25 protein-coding genes and 1 tRNA gene are annotated in these 25,427 nt (G+C 69.1%); 10 read left to right on the top strand and 16 right to left on the bottom strand.

What is annotated here, in order from left to right:
- Positions 1-219: 219 nt before the first annotated feature.
- Entirely contained in the window at positions 220-708 is a 489-nt protein-coding gene (locus LZ017_RS04600) for a VOC family protein (protein ID WP_241298893.1), read from the top strand.
- A 12-nt stretch (positions 709-720) separates the two neighbouring features.
- On the opposite strand, the gene LZ017_RS04595 is transcribed toward LZ017_RS04600, so the two are convergent.
- The gene (locus LZ017_RS04595; protein ID WP_241298892.1) at positions 721-1,026 is read right to left on the bottom strand and encodes a DUF2007 domain-containing protein; all 306 of its coding nucleotides are present in this window, start codon (positions 1,024-1,026) and stop codon (positions 721-723) included.
- 178 nt (positions 1,027-1,204) lie between these two features.
- On the opposite strand from LZ017_RS04595, the gene LZ017_RS04590 reads away from it, so the two are divergent.
- The 3 genes from LZ017_RS04590 (at position 1,205) to LZ017_RS22330 (ending at position 7,573) form a co-directional block, all read left to right on the top strand.
- On the top strand, positions 1,205-1,570 hold the full coding sequence (locus tag LZ017_RS04590; protein WP_241298891.1) for a VOC family protein: 366 nt from the start codon (positions 1,205-1,207) through the stop codon (positions 1,568-1,570).
- A 329-nt stretch (positions 1,571-1,899) separates the two neighbouring features.
- Positions 1,900-6,108, top strand: coding sequence for an RHS repeat-associated core domain-containing protein (locus LZ017_RS04585; protein ID WP_241298890.1), 4,209 nt, complete (start codon positions 1,900-1,902; stop codon positions 6,106-6,108).
- 940 nt (positions 6,109-7,048) lie between these two features.
- On the top strand, positions 7,049-7,573 hold the full coding sequence (locus tag LZ017_RS22330; protein ID WP_374109887.1) for an IS66 family transposase zinc-finger binding domain-containing protein: 525 nt from the start codon (positions 7,049-7,051) through the stop codon (positions 7,571-7,573).
- A 648-nt stretch (positions 7,574-8,221) separates the two neighbouring features.
- Here LZ017_RS22330 and LZ017_RS04575 read toward each other — a convergent pair.
- The 3 genes from LZ017_RS04575 to LZ017_RS04565 all read right to left on the bottom strand — a co-directional run bounded on the left by LZ017_RS04575 (position 8,222) and on the right by LZ017_RS04565 (position 11,326).
- Positions 8,222-8,296 (bottom strand) — tRNA-Arg (locus tag LZ017_RS04575).
- Positions 8,297-8,377: 81 nt separating this feature from the next.
- Positions 8,378-9,727 (bottom strand): DUF1501 domain-containing protein, encoded by a 1,350-nt coding sequence (locus LZ017_RS04570; RefSeq protein ID WP_241298889.1) that lies wholly within the window; start codon positions 9,725-9,727, stop codon positions 8,378-8,380.
- Between the two features lie 27 nt (positions 9,728-9,754).
- Entirely contained in the window at positions 9,755-11,326 is a 1,572-nt protein-coding gene (locus LZ017_RS04565) for a DUF1800 family protein (protein ID WP_241298888.1), read from the bottom strand.
- 213 nt (positions 11,327-11,539) lie between these two features.
- Between LZ017_RS04565 and LZ017_RS04560 the strand changes: the two genes are divergently transcribed.
- The gene (locus LZ017_RS04560) at positions 11,540-12,082 is read left to right on the top strand and encodes a cytochrome c5 family protein (protein WP_241298887.1); all 543 of its coding nucleotides are present in this window, start codon (positions 11,540-11,542) and stop codon (positions 12,080-12,082) included.
- A gap of 125 nt (positions 12,083-12,207) precedes the next feature.
- A complete protein-coding gene (locus LZ017_RS04555) occupies positions 12,208-12,924 on the top strand; it encodes a hypothetical protein (protein ID WP_241298886.1) in 717 nt (238 codons plus the stop codon).
- A 15-nt stretch (positions 12,925-12,939) separates the two neighbouring features.
- Here LZ017_RS04555 and LZ017_RS04550 read toward each other — a convergent pair whose 3' ends face one another.
- The 7 genes from LZ017_RS04550 to LZ017_RS04520 are packed head-to-tail and all read right to left on the bottom strand — an operon-like array spanning position 12,940 to position 18,075.
- Complete coding sequence (locus LZ017_RS04550; protein WP_241298885.1) at positions 12,940-13,497, bottom strand: DUF2946 family protein; 558 nt, start codon at positions 13,495-13,497, stop codon at positions 12,940-12,942.
- A gap of 15 nt (positions 13,498-13,512) precedes the next feature.
- Positions 13,513-14,487, bottom strand: a complete 975-nt coding sequence (locus LZ017_RS04545; protein ID WP_241298884.1) for a YheT family hydrolase — start codon at positions 14,485-14,487, stop codon at positions 13,513-13,515.
- 12 nt (positions 14,488-14,499) lie between these two features.
- Positions 14,500-14,961 carry a nuclear transport factor 2 family protein gene (locus tag LZ017_RS04540; RefSeq protein ID WP_308194059.1) on the bottom strand — a complete coding sequence of 154 codons (462 nt, stop codon included), beginning with the start codon at positions 14,959-14,961 and terminating at the stop codon, positions 14,500-14,502.
- 9 nt (positions 14,962-14,970) lie between these two features.
- A complete protein-coding gene (locus LZ017_RS04535; protein WP_241298883.1) occupies positions 14,971-15,177 on the bottom strand; it encodes a zinc-finger domain-containing protein in 207 nt (68 codons plus the stop codon).
- A 41-nt stretch (positions 15,178-15,218) separates the two neighbouring features.
- On the bottom strand, positions 15,219-16,142 hold the full coding sequence (locus LZ017_RS04530) for a branched-chain amino acid transaminase (RefSeq protein ID WP_241298882.1): 924 nt from the start codon (positions 16,140-16,142) through the stop codon (positions 15,219-15,221).
- 60 nt (positions 16,143-16,202) lie between these two features.
- Positions 16,203-17,123, bottom strand: a complete 921-nt coding sequence (locus LZ017_RS04525) for a lipase chaperone (protein ID WP_241298881.1) — start codon at positions 17,121-17,123, stop codon at positions 16,203-16,205.
- A 10-nt stretch (positions 17,124-17,133) separates the two neighbouring features.
- Entirely contained in the window at positions 17,134-18,075 is a 942-nt protein-coding gene (locus LZ017_RS04520) for a triacylglycerol lipase (RefSeq protein ID WP_277604515.1), read from the bottom strand.
- A gap of 234 nt (positions 18,076-18,309) precedes the next feature.
- Between LZ017_RS04520 and LZ017_RS04515 the strand changes: the two genes are divergently transcribed.
- Together LZ017_RS04515 and LZ017_RS04510 are read left to right on the top strand one after the other, a co-directional pair.
- On the top strand, positions 18,310-18,597 hold the full coding sequence (locus LZ017_RS04515; protein ID WP_241298880.1) for a type II toxin-antitoxin system Phd/YefM family antitoxin: 288 nt from the start codon (positions 18,310-18,312) through the stop codon (positions 18,595-18,597).
- Entirely contained in the window at positions 18,594-19,013 is a 420-nt protein-coding gene (locus tag LZ017_RS04510; RefSeq protein ID WP_241298879.1) for a PIN domain-containing protein, read from the top strand. The genes LZ017_RS04515 and LZ017_RS04510 overlap by 4 nt, the downstream gene beginning before the upstream one ends.
- Positions 19,014-19,033: 20 nt before the next feature.
- Here the strand turns inward: LZ017_RS04510 and LZ017_RS04505 are convergent, their stop codons facing one another.
- Genes LZ017_RS04505 through LZ017_RS04485 form a run of 5 tightly spaced genes read right to left on the bottom strand, consistent with a single transcriptional unit; the run spans position 19,034 to position 23,591 of the window.
- Positions 19,034-19,432, bottom strand: coding sequence for a hypothetical protein (locus LZ017_RS04505; protein WP_241298878.1), 399 nt, complete (start codon positions 19,430-19,432; stop codon positions 19,034-19,036).
- Complete coding sequence (locus LZ017_RS04500) at positions 19,429-19,788, bottom strand: antibiotic biosynthesis monooxygenase (protein WP_241298877.1); 360 nt, start codon at positions 19,786-19,788, stop codon at positions 19,429-19,431. Before LZ017_RS04500 ends, LZ017_RS04505 begins: the two co-directional genes overlap by 4 nt.
- 23 nt (positions 19,789-19,811) lie before the next feature.
- Positions 19,812-21,173, bottom strand: coding sequence for a DNA repair protein RadA (gene radA / locus LZ017_RS04495; RefSeq protein WP_241298876.1), 1,362 nt, complete (start codon positions 21,171-21,173; stop codon positions 19,812-19,814).
- Positions 21,174-21,210: 37 nt separating this feature from the next.
- Entirely contained in the window at positions 21,211-22,020 is an 810-nt protein-coding gene (locus LZ017_RS04490) for a hypothetical protein (protein WP_241298875.1), read from the bottom strand.
- A 44-nt stretch (positions 22,021-22,064) separates the two neighbouring features.
- Positions 22,065-23,591: a sodium:solute symporter gene (locus LZ017_RS04485; protein ID WP_241298874.1), complete on the bottom strand. Its 1,527-nt coding sequence runs from the start codon at positions 23,589-23,591 to the stop codon at positions 22,065-22,067.
- Between the two features lie 126 nt (positions 23,592-23,717).
- Here LZ017_RS04485 and LZ017_RS04480 point away from each other — a divergent pair, with 126 nt between their 5' ends.
- Together LZ017_RS04480 and LZ017_RS04475 are read left to right on the top strand one after the other, a co-directional pair.
- Positions 23,718-24,347 carry a LysE family transporter gene (locus LZ017_RS04480; protein WP_241298873.1) on the top strand — a complete coding sequence of 210 codons (630 nt, stop codon included), beginning with the start codon at positions 23,718-23,720 and terminating at the stop codon, positions 24,345-24,347.
- A gap of 88 nt (positions 24,348-24,435) precedes the next feature.
- Positions 24,436-25,368 (top strand): DMT family transporter, encoded by a 933-nt coding sequence (locus LZ017_RS04475; protein ID WP_241298872.1) that lies wholly within the window; start codon positions 24,436-24,438, stop codon positions 25,366-25,368.
- The last annotated feature ends 59 nt before the right edge of the window (positions 25,369-25,427 follow it).

Here is a 25,427-nt window from a genome sequence, read left to right as displayed (position 1 = left end):
CAACAGCTGGCTCCGGGTGAACGCAAGGTCCGTGCCCGTCCCGGGGGCGGCTTGCACCCGGTGTCGGTGCATGATCTCCGGGCTGGTGCACGGCGGCTGCCACAGATTGGTGCGACGGCGCCGGGCTTGTCGAAACGCACCGCTGCGGTTCGTCGTCCTGACGACGATGACCGGCGGACGGGCCGCCGGCCGCGCCCCACTTCACGGGAGGACCTTCCCATGGCACCGCAGCGCATCACCCCCTTCCTTTGGTACACCCGCGAGGCGGAGGAGGCCGCGGCCTTCTACTGCAGCGTGTTCCCCGGCTCACGCATCCTGAGCGTGGTCGCGATGCCCAGCGAATCGCCGGCAGGGCCGCCGGGCTCGGTGAAGGTGGTGGACTTCGAACTCTTCGGCCAGCGCTTCAGCGCGATGAGCGCGGGCCCGCATGAGCCCTTCACGCAGGCCATCTCCTTCGTCGTCAGCTGCCAGGACCAGGCCGAGATCGACCGCTACTGGGCCGCCATGCTGGCCGGCGGCGGCAGCGCCCAGGCCTGCGGCTGGATCAAGGACCGCTTCGGCGTCTCGTGGCAGATCGTGCCCGAGGCCCTGGACCTCATGATGGCCGATCCCGACCGGGCGAAGGCCCAGCGGGCCTGCGACGCGATGCTGCGCATGGTCAAGCTGGACCTGGCGGCGCTGCAGGCCGCGTTCGACGGGCGCGGGTGAGCGCCGCCGCCGCTAGCGGGGCGGGCCGGGGTCGAAGTCCTCGTCCAGCGCCATCGCCCCGCGCCTGAAGGCCTCGAGCAGCTCGCGCGCCTCGGCCAGCTGGTGCTCGGGCACGCGCACGTGGGCGCCGCCCACCGCGACCGACAGCAACGAATGGGCCTGCACCAGATGGGTGTCCCCCGCCTCGGCCTGAAGGCCAGCCGACTGCAGCATGGACGCGATCAGATGGGCCTCGGTCGGCGTCAGCCCGCGTTCCAGCAACACGCGGTCGCCGAGGTAGGGCCCGTCGGGCGCTGCGTGCCTGTCGTCGGTGCTCATGGGCTGCGTCTCCCCCTGTCATGGTCGGGCCTCAGCATCGGCGAAGGGGAGGGGCTTGTCCACCCTGGGCCTGACATCCGCGGTATCCACGGTATTCATTAAAGTTGGCGCCACACCCAGCCGGCGGCGCTTGATGTGCTCCGCCGGCCTTCGTCAACCCTCGCTCTGGAGCGTCGCCGTGCTCACCGAACCTCGCTATGTGATCGCCGTCCAAGACCTGGAGCGTTCGACGGCCTACTACCGCGATGTACTGGGATTCACGGTCGAATGGGAAGAGGTTCCTGGCTGGCGCTTGTTCGTGCGCGACGCCTGCGTCATCATGGCGGGCGAATGCACGGACACTCCGCCGGCCGCCAGCCTGGGCGACCATTCCTATTTCGCCTACCTCCAGGTCGAGCAGATCGAGGTCCTGCATCACGAACTGAGCGCCCGTGGCGTCGCCTTCATCAAGGCCTTGCGCGACGAACCCTGGGGCATGCGCGAATTCGGCATCCGCACCGTGGACGGGCATCGGATGATGTTCGGTGAGCCTTGTGCCGAATGACGGTGCTGACAATCCCCTCGACTCTGATAGGCATGTTTGCCAAAGACTGCAGCTGAGTTCAGGTTGCAGTAGCTCTTTGACCTTCTTTGCCAAAGCAAAAGCGCTTGCAAGTCAACGAGTCCGTTGGAATTGGCAGGGGCCGTGATGCTGCGATTCGCTCTTCGCACTGAAGAGCGGTGTAGAAAGACAAGAGCCGCTCTCGACAAGCGCAGCTTTTGCCTGTCCGTTAGCGCGCATTGAGGGGGTTTTTACTGATGCTTTGAGCGCAGCGGCTCCGGGACATTCCATCTCCTCAATACACAACAAGCGTTTAACGCTGAGGGAGAGGCATGATGATTCATCGTCGGATGAGGCGCGGCTGCGCGCGTTCGGCTGTCTGTGCCGCAATCGCCGCAATGCTGAGCGGGAATGCGGTATCTGAAGACAGAAATAAGCTGCAGCGCGTTGAGACGAATGGTCACAGGGTAATTCAGTACTTTGACATGGGCAGTGTCTCGAGCTTCTTCGACAGCTCGGGCGGCGGCGAATCTCTATCGCAGAGCCCTGGCGATGTCGGTGGCTCAGGGGGCGAAGGCAAAACCGAGAACAAGTCGGATCGTGCCAAAGAAAAATGCGGTAACCCCGTACAGCTATCGAACGGAAACAAGATCGAGGAGGAACTGGACTTCGCCTCGGCCACCACCTACGGTTTGCGCGTTGAACGAACGTATGTGGGACTGTCTGAGAAGTCGGGTGCCTTTGGCCGAAGGTGGCATTCCGTCTTCGATATGAAAGCAGAGGCCTCGGCGGCAGGGGACATGCCCGCAGAGATTCGCTTGCATCGCCCCAATGGCGACACGCTGAAGTTCGAGCTCCAGGGGGCGGTCTGGAAGACCCGGGCACTTGGCGCCAACTTCAGCAATTCAAGCTGGATCGAATCGGTGAACGGCCGCTGGGTCTATCGAAGAGCCGATGGGTCGCTGGAAGTCTATTCGCGCGGAGGAAGCTTGTTGAATGCCTCTAACGCGCAAGGCGTCACATGGACATTCGATTATGCGGATCCCGATCGAGCCGTCTCTTCCTCCGTTGCCAATGACTCGCTCTACAGGGTGCGCCACACCGGGGGTCAATCAATGGGCATTCAATGGTCGGGTGGCAGAATTTCGCAAATCACCGATCCAGCGGGGAACCTCTACGCCTACGGCTATACCGGAGATCAGCTCACCCAGACCACTTACCCCGCGACTCCGCATCAGGTGGACGGATACGCTGTATCGAGTGACACGATCACCTACCACATGGAGTTGGGTCGTCTGGTCGGAAAGTCTCTCAATGGAGTGAGGTACTCGACATTCACCTATGACGGACAAAGTCGAGTACTTTCCAGTGAGCACGCCGGAGGTGTTGAGAAATTCACCTTCGAGTACGGCAGCATGACGACCTTCGTCACGAACCCTCTGGGGCGAAGGACTCAACATCACTTCGGTAACTTCGAGGGCCAGGAGTTCGAGTCCAGCTGGGTCAGCGGGGGCGCATCAACCTATTGCCCCGCCTATTCGACATCGGTGACCCAGTCCTCGCAGACGGTGCGCACGGAGCGCGACGCGAATTCCTATGCGACGGAGACCGAGACCGACCTCGAAGGCTCGCCGATCCGCGTGACCCGGGGCGTGGGGACCGGTTCTCCGGTGACGACCACGCTGCAGTGGGACGCTTACCCGAAGCGCATCCGTGTCGTGCAGGGGGCGATGAGCCGACGCAACATCGAGTACACGGGCAACCGTGTCGCGTCTGTCACGGAAACCAATATTTCCGCCTTGGGTTCCTATGGACAGGCGAGAACCACCACCTTCTCGTATGTGGACTCGGACGGCAACGGATTGCCTGAGCAGATGACGGTCGATGGCCCGCTGCCGGGCAGCGGCGACGCGGTGAGCTACCAGTACGATGCCGCAGGCAATGTCACGCAGCGGAGCAGTTCCGCGGGAACCGTCTACTACGCGGGCTACAACGGTCTTGGTTTGCCCGGCCAGATCACCGACGAGAACGGCGTCACCACCTACTACACCTACGACGCGCGGGGGCGGATGATCTTGGAGTCGCGCGCGGGAATCACGCATCAGCGCATCTACTCGGTGCTTGGCGCCGTGACCGAAACCAAGACGTCCAGCGGGGTCAGCCGGAGCTTCGCTTATGACGCTGCTCAGCGCCTGTTCCGCATCAGTGACAGTGGCCATGACCCGGCGCTGCCGATCTCGGAAAGGATATACAGCAGCATTTCCTTGAAGCGCGATGTGGCAAGCAATGTCATTGCTCAGTCCCGCTATCTATCGGGCGGGCAATGGGCGCAGGTGTGCCCCATGGACCCTTGGCATGATTGGCCTGAATGCCCGAATCCAGACACGGTCTGGGTGCGCTATGAAACGCAAGTGGAGTCGTCCTTGACCGACTTCGACGAGGAGAACCGCGTGCGTGCCGTGCGTGGCAACGCAGGCCAGCGCTGGACTTATTCGCGCCGGGGAAGCGGGCTGGTGGACACGGTGGTGGACGCGGCCAATGTGACGGTGGAGCGGAACACCTACGACGAGCATTTCCGTCTGAAGACGCGCGCTGACGGGGCGGGTGGCATCACGACCTTCGGTTACGACACTGAGGGCCGGGTGACGTCGGTCAAGGATGCTCGCGGCAACACGACGACTTATGCCATTGATGGCTTGGGGCTGCTGCGGTCAACGACGAGCCCGGATACGGGAACGACGAGCTTTGACTACGACAGCGCGGGTCAGCTGACCTCGGTGGTGGCCGCCAATGGGCACAACCAGTCGCTGAGCTACCAGACCGATGGCCGCTTGTCGGCGGTTACGGCCGGGAATGCGTCGGGGACCTTGGTGCGCAGCATGGGCTATGACTCCTGCAGCTACGGCGCGGGAAGACTGTGCAGCATATGGGAGAGCAGCGGCGATGGCGTGTCCTGGCAGTACCACCCCAGTGGGGCTGTGGCCAGCCGCAGCGATGTCATCGCGGGACATACGCTGGAAACGTCGAAAGACTACGACGCGGACGGACAGATCTCGACGATGACCTATCCCAATGGCGTGGTGCTGAGGTATGCGTGGCACCAAGGTCGGATCGCGAAGCTGAGTGTTGTCGTCCAAGGTGTGGAGCAAGTCGTGGCGGGGACGGTGGAGTACGGGCCCCTGGGGCCGATGAAGTCCTTCACCGATGTTGCCAACCGCGGCCAGTCGTTCAGCCATGACCTGGATGGGAGGATCTCGCAGGTTCTCGCTCCGGGTGTGCAGGCAAGGACGTACGGCTACGACAACCGCAACCTGATGACGTCCATTGGCGGTAATGATGCGGTGACGGCACGCTATGACAACGCGTACCGGCTCAGGGGCTTTGACCAGGGCGGGGGTTCGACCGCGATTGGACTGGATGCACTGGGCAACCGAACGCAGTACTCAGCGGCGGGGCTGTCTCAGACCCTGTCCATTGATGGGGCGAGCAACCGGCTGATGGCGATCGGAGGGACGTCGGCGCGCAGCTACGCGCACGACGCGGCCGGCAACCTGGTGCGAGAGACGCGGGACGGGGTGACGAACTGCCATTACTACGATCCCTTCGGCCGGCTGTCGGCCCTTGGCCGCCTGAGCGATTCGGTGGCCTGTCCGGCTTCGCCAGGCGGCACGGTGTCCAGCTATCGCTACAACGGGCTGCAGCAGCGCAGCTTCAAGTCCAGCGGTGGTGTCGAACGCCGGTTCGTCTATGGCGACTCGGGCGAAATCCTGTACGAAGCCGCATCCAACGGGCAGCAGCGGAACTACGTGTGGCTGAACGGGCGGATCGTGGCACTGGTGGCCGAAGGTACGGTCTATGCCGTCTACTCGGATCACCTAGGCCGGCCGGATGCGATCTCTAACACGGCGGGGGCCATTGTGTGGCAAGCCAGGAATCTGCCTTTCGACCGCGTTGTGACCATGGACGGAGTCGGCGGGATGAATGTCGGCTATCCGGGGCAGTATTACGACGCCGAATCGGGGCTGTGGCAGAACTGGCATCGATACTATGATGCGTCGGTGGGGAGGTATACACAGAGTGACCCCATCGGGTTGGCTGGTGGTATCAACACGTACGCATATGTCGGGGGGGACCCGCTGAGTTACGTGGACCCTGAAGGGCTGCAAGGGTTCGGTGGCCCACCAGCCCGCGGCACTTACTACCCTCGTGGCCAGATGCCGTCTAGTCCCCCAGGAATGGCAGAGAACGGCGGTATTGCATCCACTAGGGCGATAACAAACCAATTTACAAATCTGCCGAATCCAGCGCCGAATTTGCCTGGCGCGTATGTGGGGCTGAACTTCCCATGGAGCATGCCGAATATTTCCCGCACATGTAATTTGTGCGTCCCCGTAGGTGACTCTTTGAACGCCAGTAATTCCGATGGCCTTGCATGCCGCAAGCCGAAGGATGCGAATTTCAGCAAGATTCCAAGCATGCATTCGCCAGGCAATGCCCCTCCGTGCGTGTGTGTTCAATGGGCTTCATCTGCGCAGCCATGAAAAGAAAGTTCGCGCTTTTGACAGCAATAGCCGTTGTTTTTGCAACTGCATTGCTAATGAAATGCGCCCCAACCCAGGAAGAACAACAGCAGGCATGCGAAAAACAATGCAAGCCGCGTATGGGCGCTTGGAAGCGTGACCCTAATTTCCCAGCAACATCGGGGAATAGGCCTGGTCCGATGGCATGCATTTGCCAGTAGTGTTGCGCCTGTGGTTCACCGCGCGCAGCCGGGTCCAGGCTGGCCGCCAAGCCACCCCGAAGGGCTTGGCCTTGACGCGGCGGCGCAACACCCGACGCTCGCCGTTCGGCGGGGCATGCAGACGAAGTGGCAGGCCCCGGTGACGGCAGAGGGCGACTCGCTCCCTTCCCTGGGAAGGGCGGGGGGATGGGTTGGAGCCGCTGTCGCAGGACAGCGGGCAGCACCGGCAGGCGCCGGGGCTGACCCGGAGGTGCGCCACGCCCCAGCGTGGCCGCCGCAGGGCCGGGGGAGCCGGTCAGGTCGAGGCGCGGTCCAAGCGCCGGTGCGGCTTCCTGCGCGACGCGCCGACGAAGGCGGTGTGGCATGCAGGCAGCGGCGCTCCTGAGCCGCTGGGCGCGACAGCGAACAGGGGCGACGACGGGAGACGCTGGGCCTCCAAGCCCAGCGAGTGTGCGTGTGGCCCCTAGGCCACCGAAGAGCACACGGTCGCCCGCCCGCAGTCCCGGCCTTGAGCTGGCGGCGTCTGCTGCGAGCGTGCCGGGGCTGCAGACGCATCGACAGATGCGTCATCGCTACACGTCGCATCCCCGATGCGAGGTGTTCCATGCGAGTCTCCCCCGATGCCCTGGCGGGCCTGCTGCGCCCGCCGCCCCTAAACCCAAGCAACCCACGGCGCGCGAGCGCGCGGCCGCGAACCGGCTGCGCGTGCTGCAGGCTGTGGCCGAACACGGCTCGCTGCGCTGCAGCGACTTGGCCGCTGCCTGCTGCCCGAGCATCTGCGCCGCGTCGAGCACCATCACGAGCCCGAGAACACCACTTGCGCCTGCGGCCAGGCAATGCAGCGCATCGGCGAAGACGTGAGCGAGCGGCTGGACGTCGTGCCCGCGGAGTTCTTCGTGCATCGGCACGTCTACGGCAAGTGGGCCTGCCAATGCTGCAAGCAACAGGGTGAGGGCCGGCTGCTGCAGGAGCCCGCCGAGCCGCAGATCATCGACAAGGGGATGCCGGCCCCGGGCCCGCGCGCATGCGCGATGGGCCTCTGGAGAAAAACCGCCATGCCTCGGCGGACCGTGTTCTACTTCGCTTCGCAACTCTGCCCGACGCCTCATGAAACCGCCATCAACTACGGCGGATGGGTGCCTGGGCTGAGTGCCCCGCCGACACGGTTCCCGTGCTTCGACGCGCTCGTCATCTATTCCTTGGATCTCGCTCAGCCGGTGCTGACGCAGCCAAAAGTGTGCCCCCCGATTCCTCAGAAGTGCTGACCAGCGTGGATGCTCCTCTTACCCGCCGAGAGCGAAGGCTTTACCGAGTGCTTCTTTGGTTATCGACTTGCGTTTGGGTCGGTGTCTTGCTCGCGTACTTCATCATTGGTGATCGAGCGTCCCGAGCAACACTTTTCGAGGTCTGCCTGTTCGCCATCAACACGATGGTGATGTTCGGCCTTGGTTACGCCCTTCGCTCTGACGTGCGGCTCATTCGTGGCGTACCTTGGCTCTTGGAGGAGGCGAAGGATTCCGAGGCCCGTTGAAGAGCGCGTTCTTGACGTCCCGCTCGGCGCAATGCCGATCAGCGCTCGAACGCCACGCAGTTGCGTCAAGGCTCAAAGGTCTCCATGTCGAGCGCCTTGGGCGGCGCTTCCGCAGCGGCAGCTTCAAGGACACTGAGACCGCCTGTGATCATCCGTTTGACCTGTCGATGCGGGCGTAGTAAGTCGGGCATGCTTATGGCTGGTCGTCCGGTGTGGGCTCTGGCGTGGATCGGGTGTTTGGCGACTCCCAGTCTCTCAAACCCAATCCGGATGAACACCGGATACAACTGATCGAAGCTTCACAGCTAATCCCGGCCGGTGGTCGTAAAGCCGACGTATGGCTGACTTGCGGGGATGACGATCTCCCATCCCGAGAGACATCTGGTGCGACCGGCAAGAATCGAACTTGCGACTAGGCCTTCGGAGGGCCCAATGATATCCACTTCACCACGGTCGCCGTAGCCGCGCATTCTAGCCGGAATCTGATGAGCCGCAGGGGCCGCGGGAGGCACGGGGGTCTGCAGTGCCCCCCGCGGCCTCAGCCGCGCAGCAGGTTGAGCGGCGCCCCCTGGCGTGCCGGGAGCTGCGGGAAGACGGCCGCGAGGCCGGCGTCGGTCAGGCCCAGGTGGCCGCGCAGGATGGGGGTGAGCACATGGCGGAAGTCGGTCACGACGCGCAGGTCGCGGCCCTGCTCCAGCGCGGCATCGTCCAGCCCCGGCCATTCGCCGAGCACGCGGCCACCCGCGGCGCCCCCCGCGAAGGGGCCGCCCAGCAGCCACATGACGTTGGCGCGGCCATGGTCGGTGCCGCCGGTGCCGTTCTGGCGCAGCGTGCGGCCGAACTCGCTCATCACGACGATGGCGGTGTCGCGCAGGCTGTCGCCCAGGCCGCGCGCCAGCGCGTCCAGGCCCTGGGCCAGCGCGCCCAGCCGGTTGGTGAGCTGGCCGGTGGCGGCGCCCTGGTTGGCATGGGTGTCCCAGCCGCCCACCGAGCCGAACGCGAGCTGGGCGCGCCGGTCCTGGTGGATCAGCCGGCCCAGCCGATAGGCGTCGGCCGCGAAGCCGGTGGCGCTGGCCGCGCCACGGTCGGCCGCGGGGTCGCCGCCGACGGCATCGCGCCGCATGCCGCCGCCCATGGCGGGCGCCATCGCCGAGGCCGAGGCGGCGTCCGCCGGGGCCTGCGCCGCATCGGCGGCCTGCAGGCTGCGGCGCATCTCGGCACGGCTCTGCGCGGCATCGCGGTAAAGGCCGGCCAGCGCCGGGTCCTGGGCATAGAGCCTGTCCAGCGACGCCTGCAGCCGCGGTTGGTCGATGGCCTTGGGGTCTAGCGCGCGCGGGCCGCTGCCCAGGCTGGCCACCGGCGCGGCGCCGGCCAGGATGCGGGCGGGCGTGTTGCCCAGGCTCAGGGCCCGCATCGCGCGCGCGGCCTCCTGCGGTGCCGGATCGGGCAGCTGGCCCAGTAGGCGGTTCATCCAGCCGTCCTCGGTGCTCTTCACGCCGGGGGTGCCGGTTTCCATGTAGTCCTGGGCATCGAAATGCGAGCGCGTCGGGTCCGGCGATCCGCTCGCATGGACGAAGCCCAGCAGCCCGCGCTCCCAGTAGCCGTGGAGCGGCGCCAGCGCGGGATGCAGGCCGAACAAGGTGTCCAGGCGCAGCAGGCCGGCGGGTTGCCCCGGCGCGTCCAGCGCCAGCGTGGGGCGGCTGCGGGCGTAGTCGCGGTCGCCATACGGTGCGACGACGCTGAGCCCGTCCACCGCGCCGCGCAGCATCAGCACGACGAGGCGGCGCCCCGGGTCGCTGCCCGGGCGGGCCAGCGCGCGGTCCAGCGGCGCCAGGGCCCAGCCGCTCAGGCTCAGGGCCAGGCCCCGCAGAAGATGGCGTCGTTGCATCAGCAGTCCTTTGCCGCGCGTCGCGGCTCAGCAATAGAGGAAGTCGGGGCTGGCCAGCAGCAGCGCGATCTGCTGCGGCGGCGGCTCATCGGCGAGCACTCGGCGGGTGGGCTCGCCCAGCAGCGGGGCGGCGGCCTGCAGCAGCGCCGCCGCATCCAGCGCGGGGGCCGAGGCCGTGCCGCGGCGCATGGCCAACTGGGCCAGCCGGGCCGCCAGCTGCACGCGCTGCGCCAGCGCCTCGGGGCTGCGCCAGGCGACGGCGGTGTTCTTGTAGCCGTCCGGCGTCTGCGCGCCATACAGCGGCATGCCGGCCTGGGCCAGCACGCCCATCCAGGGCTGCGGGTCGGCGACGTCCAGGTCCAGCAGGCGCAGGCTGGAGACCAGGTGCTGGTAGGGCGTCTTGAACTTGGCGCCGCGCACCTCCGGGGCCCAGAAGGCGGGGTCTTCGACCAGGGCCTGCATCACCGTGCGGAGGTCGCCGCCGCTGGCAAGGAAGCGGCTTGCCAGCCGCGCCACCAGCGCCGGCGGCGGCTCGTCGGCGACGAAGCGCTGCGCCAGTTTGAAGGCGATGTGGCGGGCCGTGGCGGGATGCTCGGCCAGGCGGTCCAGCGCCGCTTCGCCTTCGGCCTGGCCGGCCGGGGTCACGTCTTGCCCCAGCCAGCGCTTGGGGCCGGCGTCGTGGCGGCGTGCGTCGAACAGGAACAGCGAGCCCTCGCGGCCGCGCCGCGCCGCGGCGTAGTCCACGGTCCAGCCGGTGAGCATGCGCGCCAGCTCGGTGACGTCCTGCTGGGTATAGCCGCCATCCACGCCCAGCGTGTGCAGCTCCATCAGCTCGCGGGCGTAGTTCTCGTTCAGGCCCGAGGGCCGCAGCGCCGGCGGCAGCGCGCTCGCGGCGCGCGCCGCGGGCCGCCAGCCGGGCGCCACGCTCTGCACGTTGTCCAGGTAGATCAGCATGGCCGGATGGCGGGCGGTCGCGCCCAGCAGGTCGCGGAAACGGCCCAGCACATGCGGGCGTATCGCGTCGCGCTCGTAGGCGCCCACCAGCACGCTGACCTGGCTCTTGCCGGAGAAGACATTGAAATGGTTGAACCAGAACTCGACCAGTACCTCGCGCAGCGGTTCCGGGCTGGACAGTGCGCGCAGCAGGCGCTGCTGGCTGGCCTGCAGCAGCACCGGGCGCACCTGCTCGCGCCGGGCGTCGGTGCGCGCCATGTCCGGGGCCGCGGCGCCCGCGGCCGCCATCGCGGCGCGCCGGGCTTCGTTGGCCTCGCGGAAGCGGGCCAGCAGCTGGGCCTGGCTCTCCCACAGCGTGGGCAGCGCCTGCAACCGCTCGTTCAGCGCGGGCGGCGGTTCGGCGGGGCGGGGCTGCAGCTGGCGCTGCAGGAAGTCCTGCAGCCAGTCGCGCCCGCCCTGCCGCCGCAGCGCCTGAAGGTCGGCGAGGCGCGGGCCGTAGCCCAGGCGGTTCAACGCATGCAACGCGCGCCGGAGGGCCTCGTCGTCGGTGCCGGGGCTGGCGGCCAGGGCCCTCAGCGGTGTCGCGAGGCCCAGGCCGGAAAGGCCGGCGGCGGCCAGCAGCGCGCGGCGGGTGTTCGAGGGCATGCGGGCTCCTTGCTTCTTGGGCCGCTGCTGCGGCCGGGTCGGAACCAGTATCGGCAGCGCTCGGACTGTGGCGTTTGTCTATCAAGTAAAGCAGTGCAAGGCTTGGCGGGCAGGGGCGGTGGCTATAATCCGGCGGTTCTGCGCGGCGCAGCGTTGCTTTTTTCCGGATGCCGCTGCTGCATGCGCTCCCTTGCCGACGCCGAAGAGGAATTCATGAGCGGAACCCAGGATCAAGCGCACGCCCACGAGAGTCACGAAGGGCCCATCAAGACCCCCAAGCAGCTGATCTGGGCGGTGGCCTTCGCCTTCGTCGTGCCGGTGGTGGTCATCGTGCTGCTGGTCCAGTATGTCGCCAGCGGCACCAAGCCCGGTGCCGGCACCGACGTGCTGAGCGCCCAGGCCGTGGCCGAGCGCATCCAGCCAGTCGGCACCGTCGAGATCAAGGACGCCAGCAGCGCCGCCGCGCTGCGCACTGGTGAGCAGGTCTTCCAGGCCCAGTGCTCGGCCTGCCACGCCACCGGCGCCGCCGGCGCTCCCAAGGTGGGCGACGCCGCCGCCTGGGGCCCGCGCATCAAGACCGGTTTCGACGCGCTGCTGAACTCGGCCCTGAAGGGCAAGGGCGCGATGGGTGCCCAGGGCGGCGGCGATTTCAGCGACTTCGAAATCTCCCGTGCCGTGGTCTACATGGCCAACCAGGGTGGTGCCAAGTTCGACGAGCCCAAGGCTCCGGCCGCCGCGTCCGCGGCCTCGAACTGAGGCCCAGCCGCAGAGGCCGCGACATGCCGGCCAACACACATCGGAAACCGACCCGACGAGGTCGGTTTTTTGTTGCCTGCGCGGCGCTGCTGACGCTGACCGCGCCCCCCCGGGTTCAGGCGCAGGTGCCGGCGCAGGAACCGGTGGCCGGGCATGCGCTCCGGCTGTGTCTGCCCGATTTCGCCGTTCCGCCCTATCTGTCGGCACCCGGCGAGCCGGCCGGCACGGCCCAGCGCCTGCTGCATGACAGCGCGCAGGCCCTGGGCCTGGACCTGCAGGAGCAGCGCCAGCCGGTGCGCCGCTGCCGCTACACGATGAGCCTGGGCGAGGCCGAACTGACGCTGGCCTCGCCGACGCCCGAGAACCTCGACGAGCTGCGCTTTCCGATGCGCGATGGCCGGGTCGACACCAGCCGCGTGCTGCTGCAGATCGAGCTGGTCTGGGTGAAGCGACGCGGCGATGCCTATGCCTGGGACGGCCGGGCGCTGCGCGGCGGCCAGGCCCAGCCGCTGGTGGGCGTGCGCTCCAGCCTGCGTTCGGTGCAGGAACCGCTGCGCGCGCGCGGGTTCCGGCTGGACGAGCAGGCGCTCAGTGGCCGCCAGCTGCTGCGCAAGCTGCAGGCCGGCCGCGTGGAGCTGGCCGCCGGCATGCGCGGCGAACTGGAGCCGCTGCTGCGCGAGCCGGAGTTCCGTGCGTTGGAGCTGATCGAGCGGCCGCTGGCGCGGATCGAGATCTATCTGGCCGCCGCCGCGAAGCTGGACCCGGCCTGGAACCCGCGCCTGGAGCGCTGGTGGCAGGAGATCGCGCGGCGGCGAGACACGCCGCCCTATGCAGCGCCCTGACGGCGCGGGCGCCGCTCAGGTGGCGGTGGTCGACGCGGGCCGCGGGCGCAGCTGGCAGCCGTGGCGCTGCAGCAGCTGGGCATGGGTGGTGTCGCGCGGCTGCCATTCGCCACTCTCCACGCGCTCGGCAGCCGCGGCCATGTCCTGGGTGTGGACCAGGCCCAGCACGCGTTCGTCGCCGGGCTCGCCGTCCAGCCGAGCGTCGAGGAAGAGCCGGCCCTGTTCGTCCAGCCAGGCCGTCTCGGGCTGTGCCGCCCGCCCGGTATGGCTCAGCACGCGGCCATCGGGTTGCAGCCGCCAGACCATGGGCGCGGCCTCCAGCTCCAGGTAGACGCGCTGCGGCCCGTTCTGGAAGAACCAGGCGCCCTGGGCGTCGTGCGCGTAGTTGCGGTGGATGAAGCCGAGCAGCTTCTCATGCGTGATGCGGCTGCCCTTGACGGCCGGGAAGGAGCCGGCGGCCTGGATGCGCTCGTCGCGCATGTACCAGTCGCCGCGGGCGTCCAGCGCCAGCCAGCCGTAGCAGTGCGGCACGTTGGGCCATTTCCTCAGCGCGGCTTCGACGATTGCGTCCATGGCCGGGATTGTCGGCTACAGGTGTTGCGCCAGCCAGTCGCAGACCTGCGCCGGCATGGTCAATACATGGCCCGGCGGCCGACCGCCGGGGAAGCCCACATGGCCGCCCTGCCGCGGCTGCCACAGCGTGACGCTGTCGCCCGCGTCGGCGGGGCCGGGCAGGCTGTGGGCCGGCACGAAGGGGTCGTTGCGCGCGTTCAGCGCCAGCGCCGGGATGCGGATGCGGCGCAGGTGCGGCTTGGCCGACGCGCGGGCCCAGTAGTCCTCGGTGTCTTTGAAGCCGTGCAGCGGCGCGGTGAAGAGCTTGTCGAACTCGTAGAGGTCGCGCGCGCGCCGCAGCCGTTCGCCGTCGAACAGGCCCGGATGCTGCTTCAGCTTCTGCAGCGCCTTGGGCACCATGGTGGCGAGGAACATGCGCGTGTAGACCAGCCGGTTGAAGCCCTGGCCGATGGCGCGGCCCGAGGCCGCCAGGTCCAGCGGCGAGCAGACCGAGCAGACGGCGCGGGCCGTGCGGCCGGCGTCGGCGCCGGCCTCCTCGGCCCAGCGCATCAGCGCATTGCCGCCCAGTGAGACGCCCACGGCCAGCAGCGGTCCGGCGTGCGATTCGCGCAGGCGTGTGAGCATCCAGCCCACCTCCTCGTAGTCGCCGGAATGGTAGGCGCGCGGCGCCAGGTTCAGCTCGCCCGAGCAGCCGCGGAAATGCGGCACCGCGAAGGCCCAGCCGCGCGCGCGGGCGGTGGCCGCGAAGGCCTGGGCATAGGCGCTCTGCGAGCTGCCCTCCAGGCCGTGGAAGAGCACCAGCAGCGGGCGTTGCGCGGTGGTTGGCGTGTCGTCCACCAGGCGGTCCACGTCGACGAAATCGCCGTCCGGCGTGGGCCAGCGCTCGCGCGCGAAGCGCGGGGCCTGGCCCGCGTGGCGCCGCGCATAGAGCGCGGGCCAGATGGTCTGCGCATGGCCGCCCGGCAGCCAGCGGGGGGACTGGTACTGCACCGCTGTGCCGGCCTAGTGCAGGATGGACGGCGCGCGCGCCTCGGCGACTTCCTGCACATCGTGCGGGGTGCCGGGGCTGGCGTGGTGCACGACCAGGCGCCAGCCCTGCGCGGTCTTCAGGTAGACGTTGGTGGCGATGACCCAGGCGCTCTGCACGCCGGCCGGGCCTTCCACCTGCACGCGCTCCAGCACCTGGTGGATGGCGGTGTCGCCGCTGACCAGGCGCCGCACCCGCTCGGGGTAGACGGCCACCGCGCCCTGCTGGAACAGGGCTTCGAAGGCGGTGCGTATCGCCGCCAGGCCGACCATGCGCGGCCCGCCGGGATGGACGCAGGACACCTCGTCCTCATCGGCCCAGACCGCCATCAGCCGCTCCAGGTCGGCATGCTGCAGGGCCTCGTAGAACTGCGCCTCGGTGTCCTCGGGCGAGGCCAGCAGCGCGGCGGTCTGCGCCTTGGGGCGCGGCATGTTCATGGGCGAGGCTCAGTGCCCGGCGGCGATGACCTCGCCGGCCTTGAGCCTGTACAGCGTGCCGCAATAGGGGCACTTGCCCTCGCCCTCGTGGCTGAGGTCGACGAAGACGCGCGGATGGTTGCTCCACAGCGGCATCTTGGGGTTGGGGCAGGCGATCACGCCGGGGCCTTGCAGGTCCTTGGCGAGGACTTCGACGACGGAAGGTGCGTTGCTCATGATGGGAAGTTCCGCGCTAAAAACAGGGGGCGGGGCGGCGCTCAGACCGCGCTCAGCCAGTGGGCGTACTTGGGGTTGCGGCCGTTGACGATGTCGAAGAAGGCCGACTGGATCTTCTCGGTGATGGGGCCGCGGCTGCCGCTGCCGATCTCGATGCGGTCCAGTTCGCGGATGGGCGTCACCTCGGCGGCGGTGCCGGTGAAGAAGGCCTCGTCGCTGATGTAGACCTCGTCGCGGGTGATGCGCTTCTCGACCAGCTTCAGGCCCAGGTCCTGGCAGATGTGGAAGATGGTGTTGCGCGTGATGCCGTTGAGCGCGCCGGCCGACAGGTCGGGCGTGTAGACCACGCCGTTCTTGATCACGAACAGGTTCTCGCCCGCGCCTTCGGACACGAAGCCCGAGGCATCCAGCAGCAGGGCCTCGTCATAGCCGTCGTCCGTGGCCTCCATGTTGGCCAGGATGCTGTTGGTGTAGTTGGACACCGTCTTGGCCTGCGTCATCGTGATGTTGACGTGGTGGCGGGTGTAGCTGCTGGTCTTGACGCGGATGCCGCGCTTCAGGCCTTCCTCGCCCAGGTAGGCGCCCCAGGCCCAGGCCGCGACCATCAGGTGGATCTTGTTGCCCTTGGGGCTGACGCCCAGCTTCTCGGAGCCGATCCAGATCAGCGGACGCAGGTAGCAGGATTCCAGCTGGTTGGCCTTGACCACCGCCTTCTGCGCCTCCTCGACCTGCTCGACCGAGAAGGGGATCTTCATGCGCAGGATCTTGGCGCTGTTGAACAGGCGCTCGGTGTGTTCGCGCAGCCGGAAGATCGCCGGGCCCTGGGCGGTCTTGTAAGCGCGCACGCCCTCGAAGGCGCCGCAGCCGTAGTGCAGGGTGTGGGTGAGTACGTGGATCTTGGCCTCGCGCCAGTCCACCAGCTCGCCGTCCATCCAGATCTTGCCGTCGCGGTCGTCCAAAGACATGGGGGTTCCTTGTTCTTGAGGGATCCCGCGATTCTATGCGGCGCCCATTGGCGCAGGGCATCACGGCGGCGCATCCGCCAGCCCCAGCAGCGCCGCGGCGCGCCGCCGCTCCGCGGTGTCGAAACGCTGTTCGAGCAGGGCCTGGCGCGCCTGGCGGCGCTGTGGCTCGCTGAGCTGGCCGTCCCGGTCCAGCTGCCGCAGCGCCTGGCGCGCGGCATCCAGCCGGGTCTGCCATTGCGCCTGGTACGCCTCCTCCTCCCGCAGCCGTTGCAGCGCCGCGGCGTCCAGCGAGTTGCGGTCGATCAGCGCGGGCGTTTCGGGGCGGGCCGCGCCGGGCTGGGCGCTCTCGTTCAGCAGCTCGGCCAGCTGCGCCTCCTCGTCGGCATAGAAGGCATGCGCCCAGGCCGGCCCCAGCAGCGCGCGGCGCTGCCGCTGGCGTTCGGCCAGCGCGGCGGCGAGGCTGGCCGGATCCTGCGGCTGCGGCAGGGTGCGCAAGGGCGTCTGCTGCAGGCGCAGATAGCGCGCCCAGACCTCCATCACCGCGTCGGCCGCGGGCTGCGTCAGCGCCTGGCGGGCCAGGTGGTCGAGATGGCGGCCGATCTCGTCGACCGGCACCTGGCCCTGCATCAGCAGCAGGTGGTCGAAGCGGCGCCGCAGCGCCCGGCTGGGCTGCAGCTGGCCGGCGACGTCCACGCCCCAGTCGCCGTCCATCTGCGTGCCGCGCACGGCGCTGTGCTGCTGCACCCAGTCGGCGAAGCGCGCGGCCCGGGCCGCGTCGGTGGGCGACGCCGAAGGCGCCACGGCCGGCCCGGGCGGCGCGGCCTGCGCGGCCACGGCCGGCGATCCGGACGCTGCGGGCATGGTCCGGGCAGGCGGCGGAGCGCCGCGCGGCCACAGCCATGCGGCCAGCGCGGCCGCCAGCCCCAAGGTCGTGATCAGCGCCAGCGTGGCGCCGTGCCGGCGGGCATGAGGGCCGCCCATGCTCGGCCGCTCACAAGCCCAGCTGGCGCAGCCGGTTGGCCTGGTTGCGGTAGAACTGCACCGGGTCGGACGCGAACAGGCCGCGCAGCCCGAAGGCCATGTTCACCTCGTCCAGATGGTTCCAGGCGTAGTCGTCGCGCAGCACCGTGCCCCAGCGGCTGGAGCAGCGCCCCACCAGGCCGTCGTTGGCCTCCTGGCCGAAGAACAGCGAGCTCGCGCCCAGGAAGGTGTCGCTGGGGTCCAGCACATTCGTCAGCACGCGGGTGCCGCTGACCGAGAAGTAGCGCACCCCGTTGACCAGCTCCGGCCCCTGGCCGCAGGGCTGGGTGGGCGCGCCCTGCGGGAAGCGGCCGTTGAAGGCCCGGGCGCCGCGGGTGTTCAGCGAACTCAGCGCCGCCAGCCCGTTCTGCGGCAACTGTGGCTGGCCGGAGATCCAGGCGATCGCCTTGGCCAGCCCTTCCAGCACCGTCTTCGCCAGACCGGTCGTGCCGGTGCCCGAGGTCAGGGCCTGAATGCCGTCGGCCACCGCGCTGCCCTGGTGCGGCGCGCCCACCGTCGTGACCGAGGCCACCAGCTCCGGCGCGACGGCGGCCACATAGCGCGCGGTGGGGCCGCCGTGGCTGTGCCCGATCAGGTTGAAGCGCGTGTGGCCATGGGCCGCCTTGAGCAGGCGCAGCTGGGCCAGCAACTGCTCGCCGCGCGCCTCGCTGCTTTCCAGCCCGGAGACCGAGGGCGCGTACACCGTGGCACCGCCGGCGCGCAGCGCCGCCGGAACGGCATAGAAATAGTCCACCGGGCCGATGGCACCAAAGCCCAGCATGCCGTGCACCAGCACGATGGGGTGGCGGGTCTGGGTATAGGTGTCGGCGGCCTGCACGGCCGGGGCGCCGAGGCTGGCGGCGGCCAGCGCCACCGCGCCGAGCGCGCGGCGAAGACAAGATGAGGCGTTCAAGGAGCACTCCCTGCGCCGTGTGTCGCGACCGCGGCTCCGCTGCCGACGCTGCCAGCCAGGAGCAGCCCCATTGGGGCATGAATGGGCGGGCGTTCCCTGCGGGGAAACCCGCAGCATTGACCCTTTCCATGATTTGATACACCATGTGTACACAAATCGATGCCGTTGGTGCGGGGCAGCGTCCCAAAGGCAGGAGTTCGGACACGATTCCGCGTTCTCTTGAGAGGTAGGGCAATGGAAGCGACCAAGGTAGGCATCCGCGAGTTCCGTGCAGGTCTGGCCGAGTACATCGCGTCGAACACGCCCGTGGCGGTGACGCGCCACGGCCAGACGGTGGGCTACTTCATTCCCACGCTAGGGCAGGCGCAGGCGGAAATTGCCGCCCTGAAGCAGGCCAGCCAGACGCTGGACCGGCTGTTGGAGGTCCGGGACGTGGACGTCGACGCGGTGGTGGCTGACTTCAAGGCCGTGCGCAGGAAGACCAGCGTGCCGGTCAAAAGATCCAAAACCACGGCGCCATGAGCGGCAAGGGCATCGTTCTCGATGCCAACATCCTGATTCGCGCCGTTCTCGGGCGGCGGGTGCGGGAACTGATCATCAACCATGCGGCGACGGTCAGGTTCTTTGCTCCGGATGTCGCCTACGCCGATGCCCGAACCTACCTGCCCGCGCTGCTGGCGAAGCGCGCGGTCGATGCCGGTCCGGCGATGCAGGTGCTCGATGGCCTCGAGGTTCTGGTCCTGGCTGTGGAGGCCGAGCTGTACCGGGGCATGCGGACCCAGGCCCTGGAGCGGATTGGCGTTCGCGATGCTGACGACTGGCCCGTCCTGGCCTGCGCCATGACCTTGGGCTGCCCGGTCTGGACCGAGGACGCCGATTTCTTTGGGACCGGTGTGGCCACCTGGACCACGGATCGAATTGCCTTGTACCTGGCGTGAGAGGGTCGCGTCGAAGGCGGCTACACCTTGGGGCCGGCGCTGCCGCGCCGCAGCTCCCAGCGCGCGACGCGGCTGTCGCGCAGCTCGATCTCCAGTGCGTCGCCGCCCGGGTCGGTCCAGCGGTAGCGTGCGAGGCCGGCCTCGTCCGACGGGCATTTCTCGCCCAGGCTGCGCGTCAGCTTCAGCAGCTCCAGCAGCGGCAGGCCGGGCCGCAGGCGCGACTGCAGCATCAGCGCGCTGTCCACATGGCCCAGAGGCGACTCGTTGGCGGCGCGCATCACGCGCATCAGCTGGCTGAACTGCAGCAACAGCCAGAACACCACGCCGGTGAGCGCGAGGATCACGCCCTTCCAGCCGAAGAACACGCCGCCAGCGACCATGGCCGCGACGGCCAGCAACCACCCGATCCAGCGGTTCATGCCGTCAGCCCCGGGTCGGCCGGGCCGTCGGCCTGGTCCCAGCCGTAGTGGCGCTCGACCTTGGCGACGCGCAGCTCGTAATGGCTGTACCAGTCGCGCCGGCCCTGGTCGCGCGCGGCCTGGTGCTCGGCGACGCGGCGCCAGGCCTGGATGGCTTCCAGGCTCTGCCAGTACGAGACCGTGATGCCCAGCCCGTCGGCGCCGCGCGCGCTTTCCACGCCCAGATAGCCGGGCTGCTGGGCGGCCAGCGCGCCCATGCGCTGCGCCATCTCGCCATAGCCGGCGGCGTCCTGCGCGCTGCGCTGGCTGCAGAAGATCACCGCGTAATAGGGCGGCTTCAAGGAGGTGGAGAACATCGGGGCTCCCGGACTGTGGAGGATCAGAGGCCGCGGACGATGTCCATGGCTTCTTCGATGCGGGCCACGCCGTGCACGGTGAGGCCGGGGATGGGTTTCTTGGGCGCGTTGGCCTGCGGCACGACGGCGACGGCAAAGCCCAGCTTGGCGGCTTCCTTCAGGCGCTCCTGCCCGCGCGGCGCGGGGCGCACCTCGCCGGCCAGGCCCACTTCGCCGAAGGCGACGAAGCCCTTGGGCAGCGGCTTGCCACGCAGGCTGCTCTGGATCGCCAGCAGCACCGCCAGGTCGGCCGCGGGCTCGCTGATGCGCACGCCGCCGACCGCGTTGACGAACACGTCCTGGTCCATGGTCGCCACGCCGGCATGGCGGTGCAGCACCGCCAGCAGCATGGCCAGGCGGTCGCGTTCCAGGCCCACGCTGAGCCGGCGCGGGCTCACGCCGCCGCCGTCCACCAGCGCCTGCAGCTCCACCAGCATGGGCCGCGTGCCCTCCAGCGTGACCAGCACGCAGGAGCCCGGCACCGGCTCGCCATGGGTGGACAGGAAGATGGCGCTGGGGTTGGTCACGCCCTTGAGGCCCTTCTCCGTCATTGCGAAGACGCCGATCTCGTTGACCGCGCCGAAGCGGTTCTTGATCGCCCGCACCAGGCGGAAGCTGCTGTGCGTGTCGCCCTCGAAGTAGAGCACCGTGTCCACGATGTGCTCCAGCACGCGCGGGCCGGCGAGCTGGCCTTCCTTGGTCACATGGCCCACCAGCACCATCGCGCAGCCGCTGGCCTTGGCGCTGCGCGTGAGCTGCGCGGCGCATTCGCGCACCTGCGCGACCGAGCCGGGCGCCGAGGCGAGCTGCTCGGAGTACAGGGTCTGGATGGAGTCGATGACGCAGAAGTCGGGCTGCTCGGCCTCGACGGTGGCGAGGATCTTCTCCAGCCCGATCTCGGCCAGCACGCGCACCTGGCTGCCGTCCAGCCCCAACCGACGCGCGCGCATTGCCACCTGGGCGCCGGACTCCTCGCCGGTGACGTAGAGCACCTTCATCTGCCGCGACAGCGAGTCCACCGCCTGCAGCAGCAGCGTGGACTTGCCGATGCCCGGGTCGCCGCCGATCAGCACCACGCCGCCGGCGACGATGCCGCCGCCCAGCACGCGGTCCAGCTCCTCCAGCCCGGTGGGCGTGCGCTCGAAATCGCGCGCTTCGATCTCGGACAGCGTGGCCACCGGCTGGCTCTTCGCCAGGGCCTGGAAGCGGTTCTTGCCGCCGCCGGCGGTTTCGACGACGGTCTCGGTCAGCGTGTTCCAGGCGCCACAGGACGGGCAGCGGCCCAGCCACTTGGCGCTGCTGGCGCCGCATTCGGCGCAGACGTAATGGGTCTTGGGGGAAGCCATGGGGGGCGATTGTCGCGGTTCGCTCCGGACGGCGCGCTCAGCGCGTCATCATCCGCAGCACCTGCGGCAGCGACTGGGCCTGCGGCGCCCAGTGGTCGATGGCCGCGCCCAGCAGCACGCCCAGCACCAGCATCGCCAGCGCCGCGCGCCAGGTCTTGCCCAGCGCGCGCGTCAGCCAGCCCTCGCGCTGGCGGCGCCAGGCAAAGCCGCCCGCGAAGCCGGCCAGCCCCACCTCCAGCGCCACCGCCAGCAGCACGTCCACGCCGAACAGCGCGAACACGCCCACGCCCAGCAGGGCCACCAGCAGCGCGCCGATCGCCAGCACGGCCACCAGCGGCAGCGCCACCACGGCGCCTTCGTCGCTGTCCAGCAGCTCGCCGCCCAGCTTGACCGTGCCGCCGGCGACGTCGCCCGCGACGTCGAGCGCCGAGCCGAAATCGCCGCTCGCCCCGCCGCCGCCGAAATCACCACCGCCGCCGCTGAGCATCACCGGCGGGCCGCCGCGCGACAGCGTCAGGTCGGCCGCGAGGTCGGCGGCCAGGTCCAGGCCATCCACGGTGTCGGGCCCCGTGTTGCGGCCCATCAGCCAGCCGGCCCACAGCCGCAGCAGGCCCAGATAGCTCAGATAGGCCAGCGGCAGCAGCAGCGCATAGCGCAAGGCCAGCGATTCCACGCCCAGCAGGCGCAGCAGCGCGCCGCCGGCCATCAGCAGCAGCAGCATCAGCAGCGCGATCAGGGACACATGCCAGCGCAGCCAGCGCTCGCGGCGCAGGGTCTGCACGGTCTGCTGCTCCCAGCGGCGCAGCGCGCGGGCCGGATCGGGTCGCCGGCGGGGTCCAGTGCTCAACTCTCTCTCCTGTGGACCTGGGGCGGTCCTGCAGGGGTGAGACTCTAGCGGCTGGGCCGGGGGGGGGAGGCCCGGGACGCCAAGAACAGCCCCCCGTAAGTCAGTGCCGCATTGAGCAGCAGCAACTCCAGCCCCATGCGGTAGTCGCCAAACAGCCACGCCTGGTGGGCGTCGATGACCCAGCACAGCGCCGGGGCGGCGAGCGCGGCCCAGGGCAGGCTGCCATCGCGCAGCGGACGGCGGGCCAGCAGCGCGAAGGCGAACAGGCCCAGCAGCGGCCCATAGGTGTAGCCGGCCAGCTTGAGGATGAGGTTGACCATGCTGGGGTCGTCCAGCCAGCGGAAGACCAGGGTCAGCAGCAGGAAGACCAGGGCATAGCCCAGGTGCACGCGGCGGCGCACGCGGGCGCGGGCGGCGTCGTCCAGATCGGGGCGGGCCTGCAGGCGCAGCAGGTCCAGGCAGGTGCTGGAGGTCAGCGCGGTGATGGCGCCGTCGGCGCTGGGGAACAGCGCGGAGATCAGCGCCAGCACGAAGACCAGCTGCACCCAGGTCGGCAGGTACTGCAGCACCACCGCGGGGAAGAGCCGGTCGCCGCGCGCGGCCAGGCCCTGCTGCTGCGCGAACAGACTCAAGAGCCCGCCGAGGAAGAGGAAGAGCGCGACCACCACCAGCATGATGGCCGCCATCACCATCATGTTTTTCTGCGCGTCGGCCAGGCGGCGCACCGAGATGTTCTTCTGCATCATCTCCTGGTCCAGACCGGTCATGGCCACCGCGATCGCGGCGCCGGCCAGCAGCTGCTTGGCCCAGAAGCCGGCGCTCATCGGGTCGGTCACGAAGACATTCGCCAGCCCGGCCTCGCGCAGCGCCAGCCAGCCGCCGCCCAGGTCCAGCTGCAGCGACTGCAGCAGGAAGACCACGCAGATCACCAGCCCCGCCAGCATGCCGCTGGTCTGCAGCGTGTCGGTCCAGACGATGGTCTTCACGCCGCCCTCCAGCGTGTAGAGCAGGATCATCAGCAGCACCACCGCGGCGCTGAACCAGAAGGGCAGGCCCATGCGTTCCAGCACCAGGTCCTGCAGCACGCGCACCACCAGGTAGAGCCGCGCCGTGGCGCCCAGCGTGCGCGACAGGATGAAGAAGGCCGCGCCGGTGCGATGCGCCGCCGGGCCCAGGCGCTGCTCCAGCACCGCGTAGATGGAGCGCACCTGCAGCCGGTAATACAGAGGCAGCAGCACGAAGGCCACGACCGCATAGCCCGCGAACTGGCCCAGCACGATCTGGAAATAGGCCCAGCCGCTGCCGCCCACCATGCCGGGCACGCTGATGAAGGTCACGCCCGACAGCGAGGTGCCGATCATCCCGAACGCCACCAGGCCCCAGTGGCTGCTGCGGTTGCCGACGAAGAAGCTCTCGTTGTCCGCGCGCCGCGAGGTCCACCAGGCCACGCCCAGCAGCAGCAGGAAATAGGCCAGGATGAAGCCCAGCAGCAGCGGGGCGGACAGCGCGGCGGCCGCGATGGGCGCCGCGGCGGCGGCGGGGGCTTGGGGGTCGCTGGGCGTGAAGGCCATGGGGGCGGATTATTCGGCGCCGTCCGCGCCACGGGCATTCCGAATCGGGCCCGCGCCATAACCCCTGGCCTTCGCCATGGCGGCCGCCTCGTGCTAAAACCGCGGTTCCTCGCAAGGAGTCACGCCATGGAGTTCTCGGTCTGGTTGGGTTTTTTCGCGGCCTCCTGGGCCATCAGCCTGTCGCCCGGCGCGGGCGCGATCGCCGCCATGAGCTCGGGGCTCAACCATGGCTTTCGGCGCGGCTACTTCACCACCTTCGGCCTGGTGCTGGGCATCCTGACGCAGATCCTGCTGGTGGGGGCCGGGCTGGGCGCACTGATCGCGGCTTCGTCGCTGGGCTTCGCCATCGTCAAGTGGCTGGGCGTGGCCTATCTGGTCTATCTGGGCGTGCAGCAGTGGCGCGCGCCGGCCAAGCCGCTGGTGGCCGAGCTGAGCGAGCCCACCCAAGTCACGCGCCGCCAGCTGGTGCTGCGCGGCTGGGCGATCAACGCGGTCAACCCCAAGGGCACGGTCTTCCTGCTCGCCGTGGTGCCGCAGTTCCTGAACCTGCACCAGAGTCTGGTGCCGCAGTACGCGGTGATCGGTGCCACGCTGGCCTTCACCGACCTGGTGGTGATGGCGGGCTACACCGTGCTGGCCTCGCGCGTGCTGTCGGCGCTGCGCTCGGAATCCCACCTGAAGGCCCTGAACCGGGTCTTCGGCAGCCTCTTCGTCGGCGCCGGCCTGCTGCTGGCCTCGTTCAAGAAGGCCGCCTGAGCCGCGCCCGGTTTCCCGTTGCGCACGCCGAGGCCGCCCGCGGGCGGCCTCTTTGTTGTCCGTTCGCCCGTCTGCTCGTCCTCTTGTGATGTCCAAGCTCTCCGACCGCTGGCTGTTCTGGGGCCCCACGCTGATCTGGGCCAGCACCTGGCATGTGATCCTCTACCAGCTGGCCTCCGGCGTGCCGGTGCTGAACTCGGTGGGCTGGCGCTTCCTGCTCGCGGCGCTGATGCTGGCCGGGCTGGCGCGGTGGCAGGGTCAGTCGTTGCGCCTGCCGCGCTCGGCGCATGGGCTGATGCTGGCGACCGGCATCGTCCAGTACAGCGGCAACTATGTGTCGGTCTACGAGGCCGAGCGTCACATCCCCAGCGGCCTGGTCGCGGTGCTGTTCTGCCTGATGGTGTTCGGCAACGCGCTGTCGGGGCGGCTGTTCTTCGGCCAGACGGTGTCGCGGCGCTTCCTGGTCGCGGCGGCGGGCGGGGTGGCGGGCGTGGTGCTGATCTTCTGGCCCGAGATCGCCGCCACCGGCGAGCGCCCCCACGCGCTGCTGGGGCTGGGCCTGGGGCTGCTGGCGGTGCTCGCGGCCTGCGTGGGCAATGTGCTGACGCTGACCCTGACCCGCCGCGGCCTGGCCCTGGTGCCCGTGCTGGCCTGGAGCATGGGCTATGGCGCGCTCTTCCTGCTGCTGGCCTCGCTGCTCAGCGGCCAGGGCCTGCGCCTGGAGCTCAGCGCCTCCTACCTGCTGAGCCTGCTCTACCTGGCCGTGGCCGGCTCGGTGATCGCCTTCGTGCTCTATTTCAAGCTGGCCCAGCGCCAGGGGCCGGCGCGCGCCGCGCTGACCGGCGTGATCATCCCGGTGATCGCGCTGGCCCTGTCGGCGCTGCTGGAGGGCTGGCGGCCCGGTGCGCTGTCGCTCGCGGGCATGGCGCTGTGCCTGGGGAGCATTTATGCGGCGACGCGCTCGCCCCAGGGCGCGCCGGCGCGGCCAGCCGCCTCCGTGCCCGAAGGCGCTTCGGACTGACCCGGATGGCGCGTCGGCCGTGCCCGTCGTCCAATGCCGTTCCGGACCCCTGATGCCGG

The sequence above is a fragment of the Pelomonas sp. CA6 genome, assembly GCF_022549225.1.
Classification (GTDB): Bacteria; Pseudomonadota; Gammaproteobacteria; order Burkholderiales; family Burkholderiaceae_C; genus Roseateles.
This window is presented reverse-complemented; position numbering and strand designations above follow the sequence as displayed.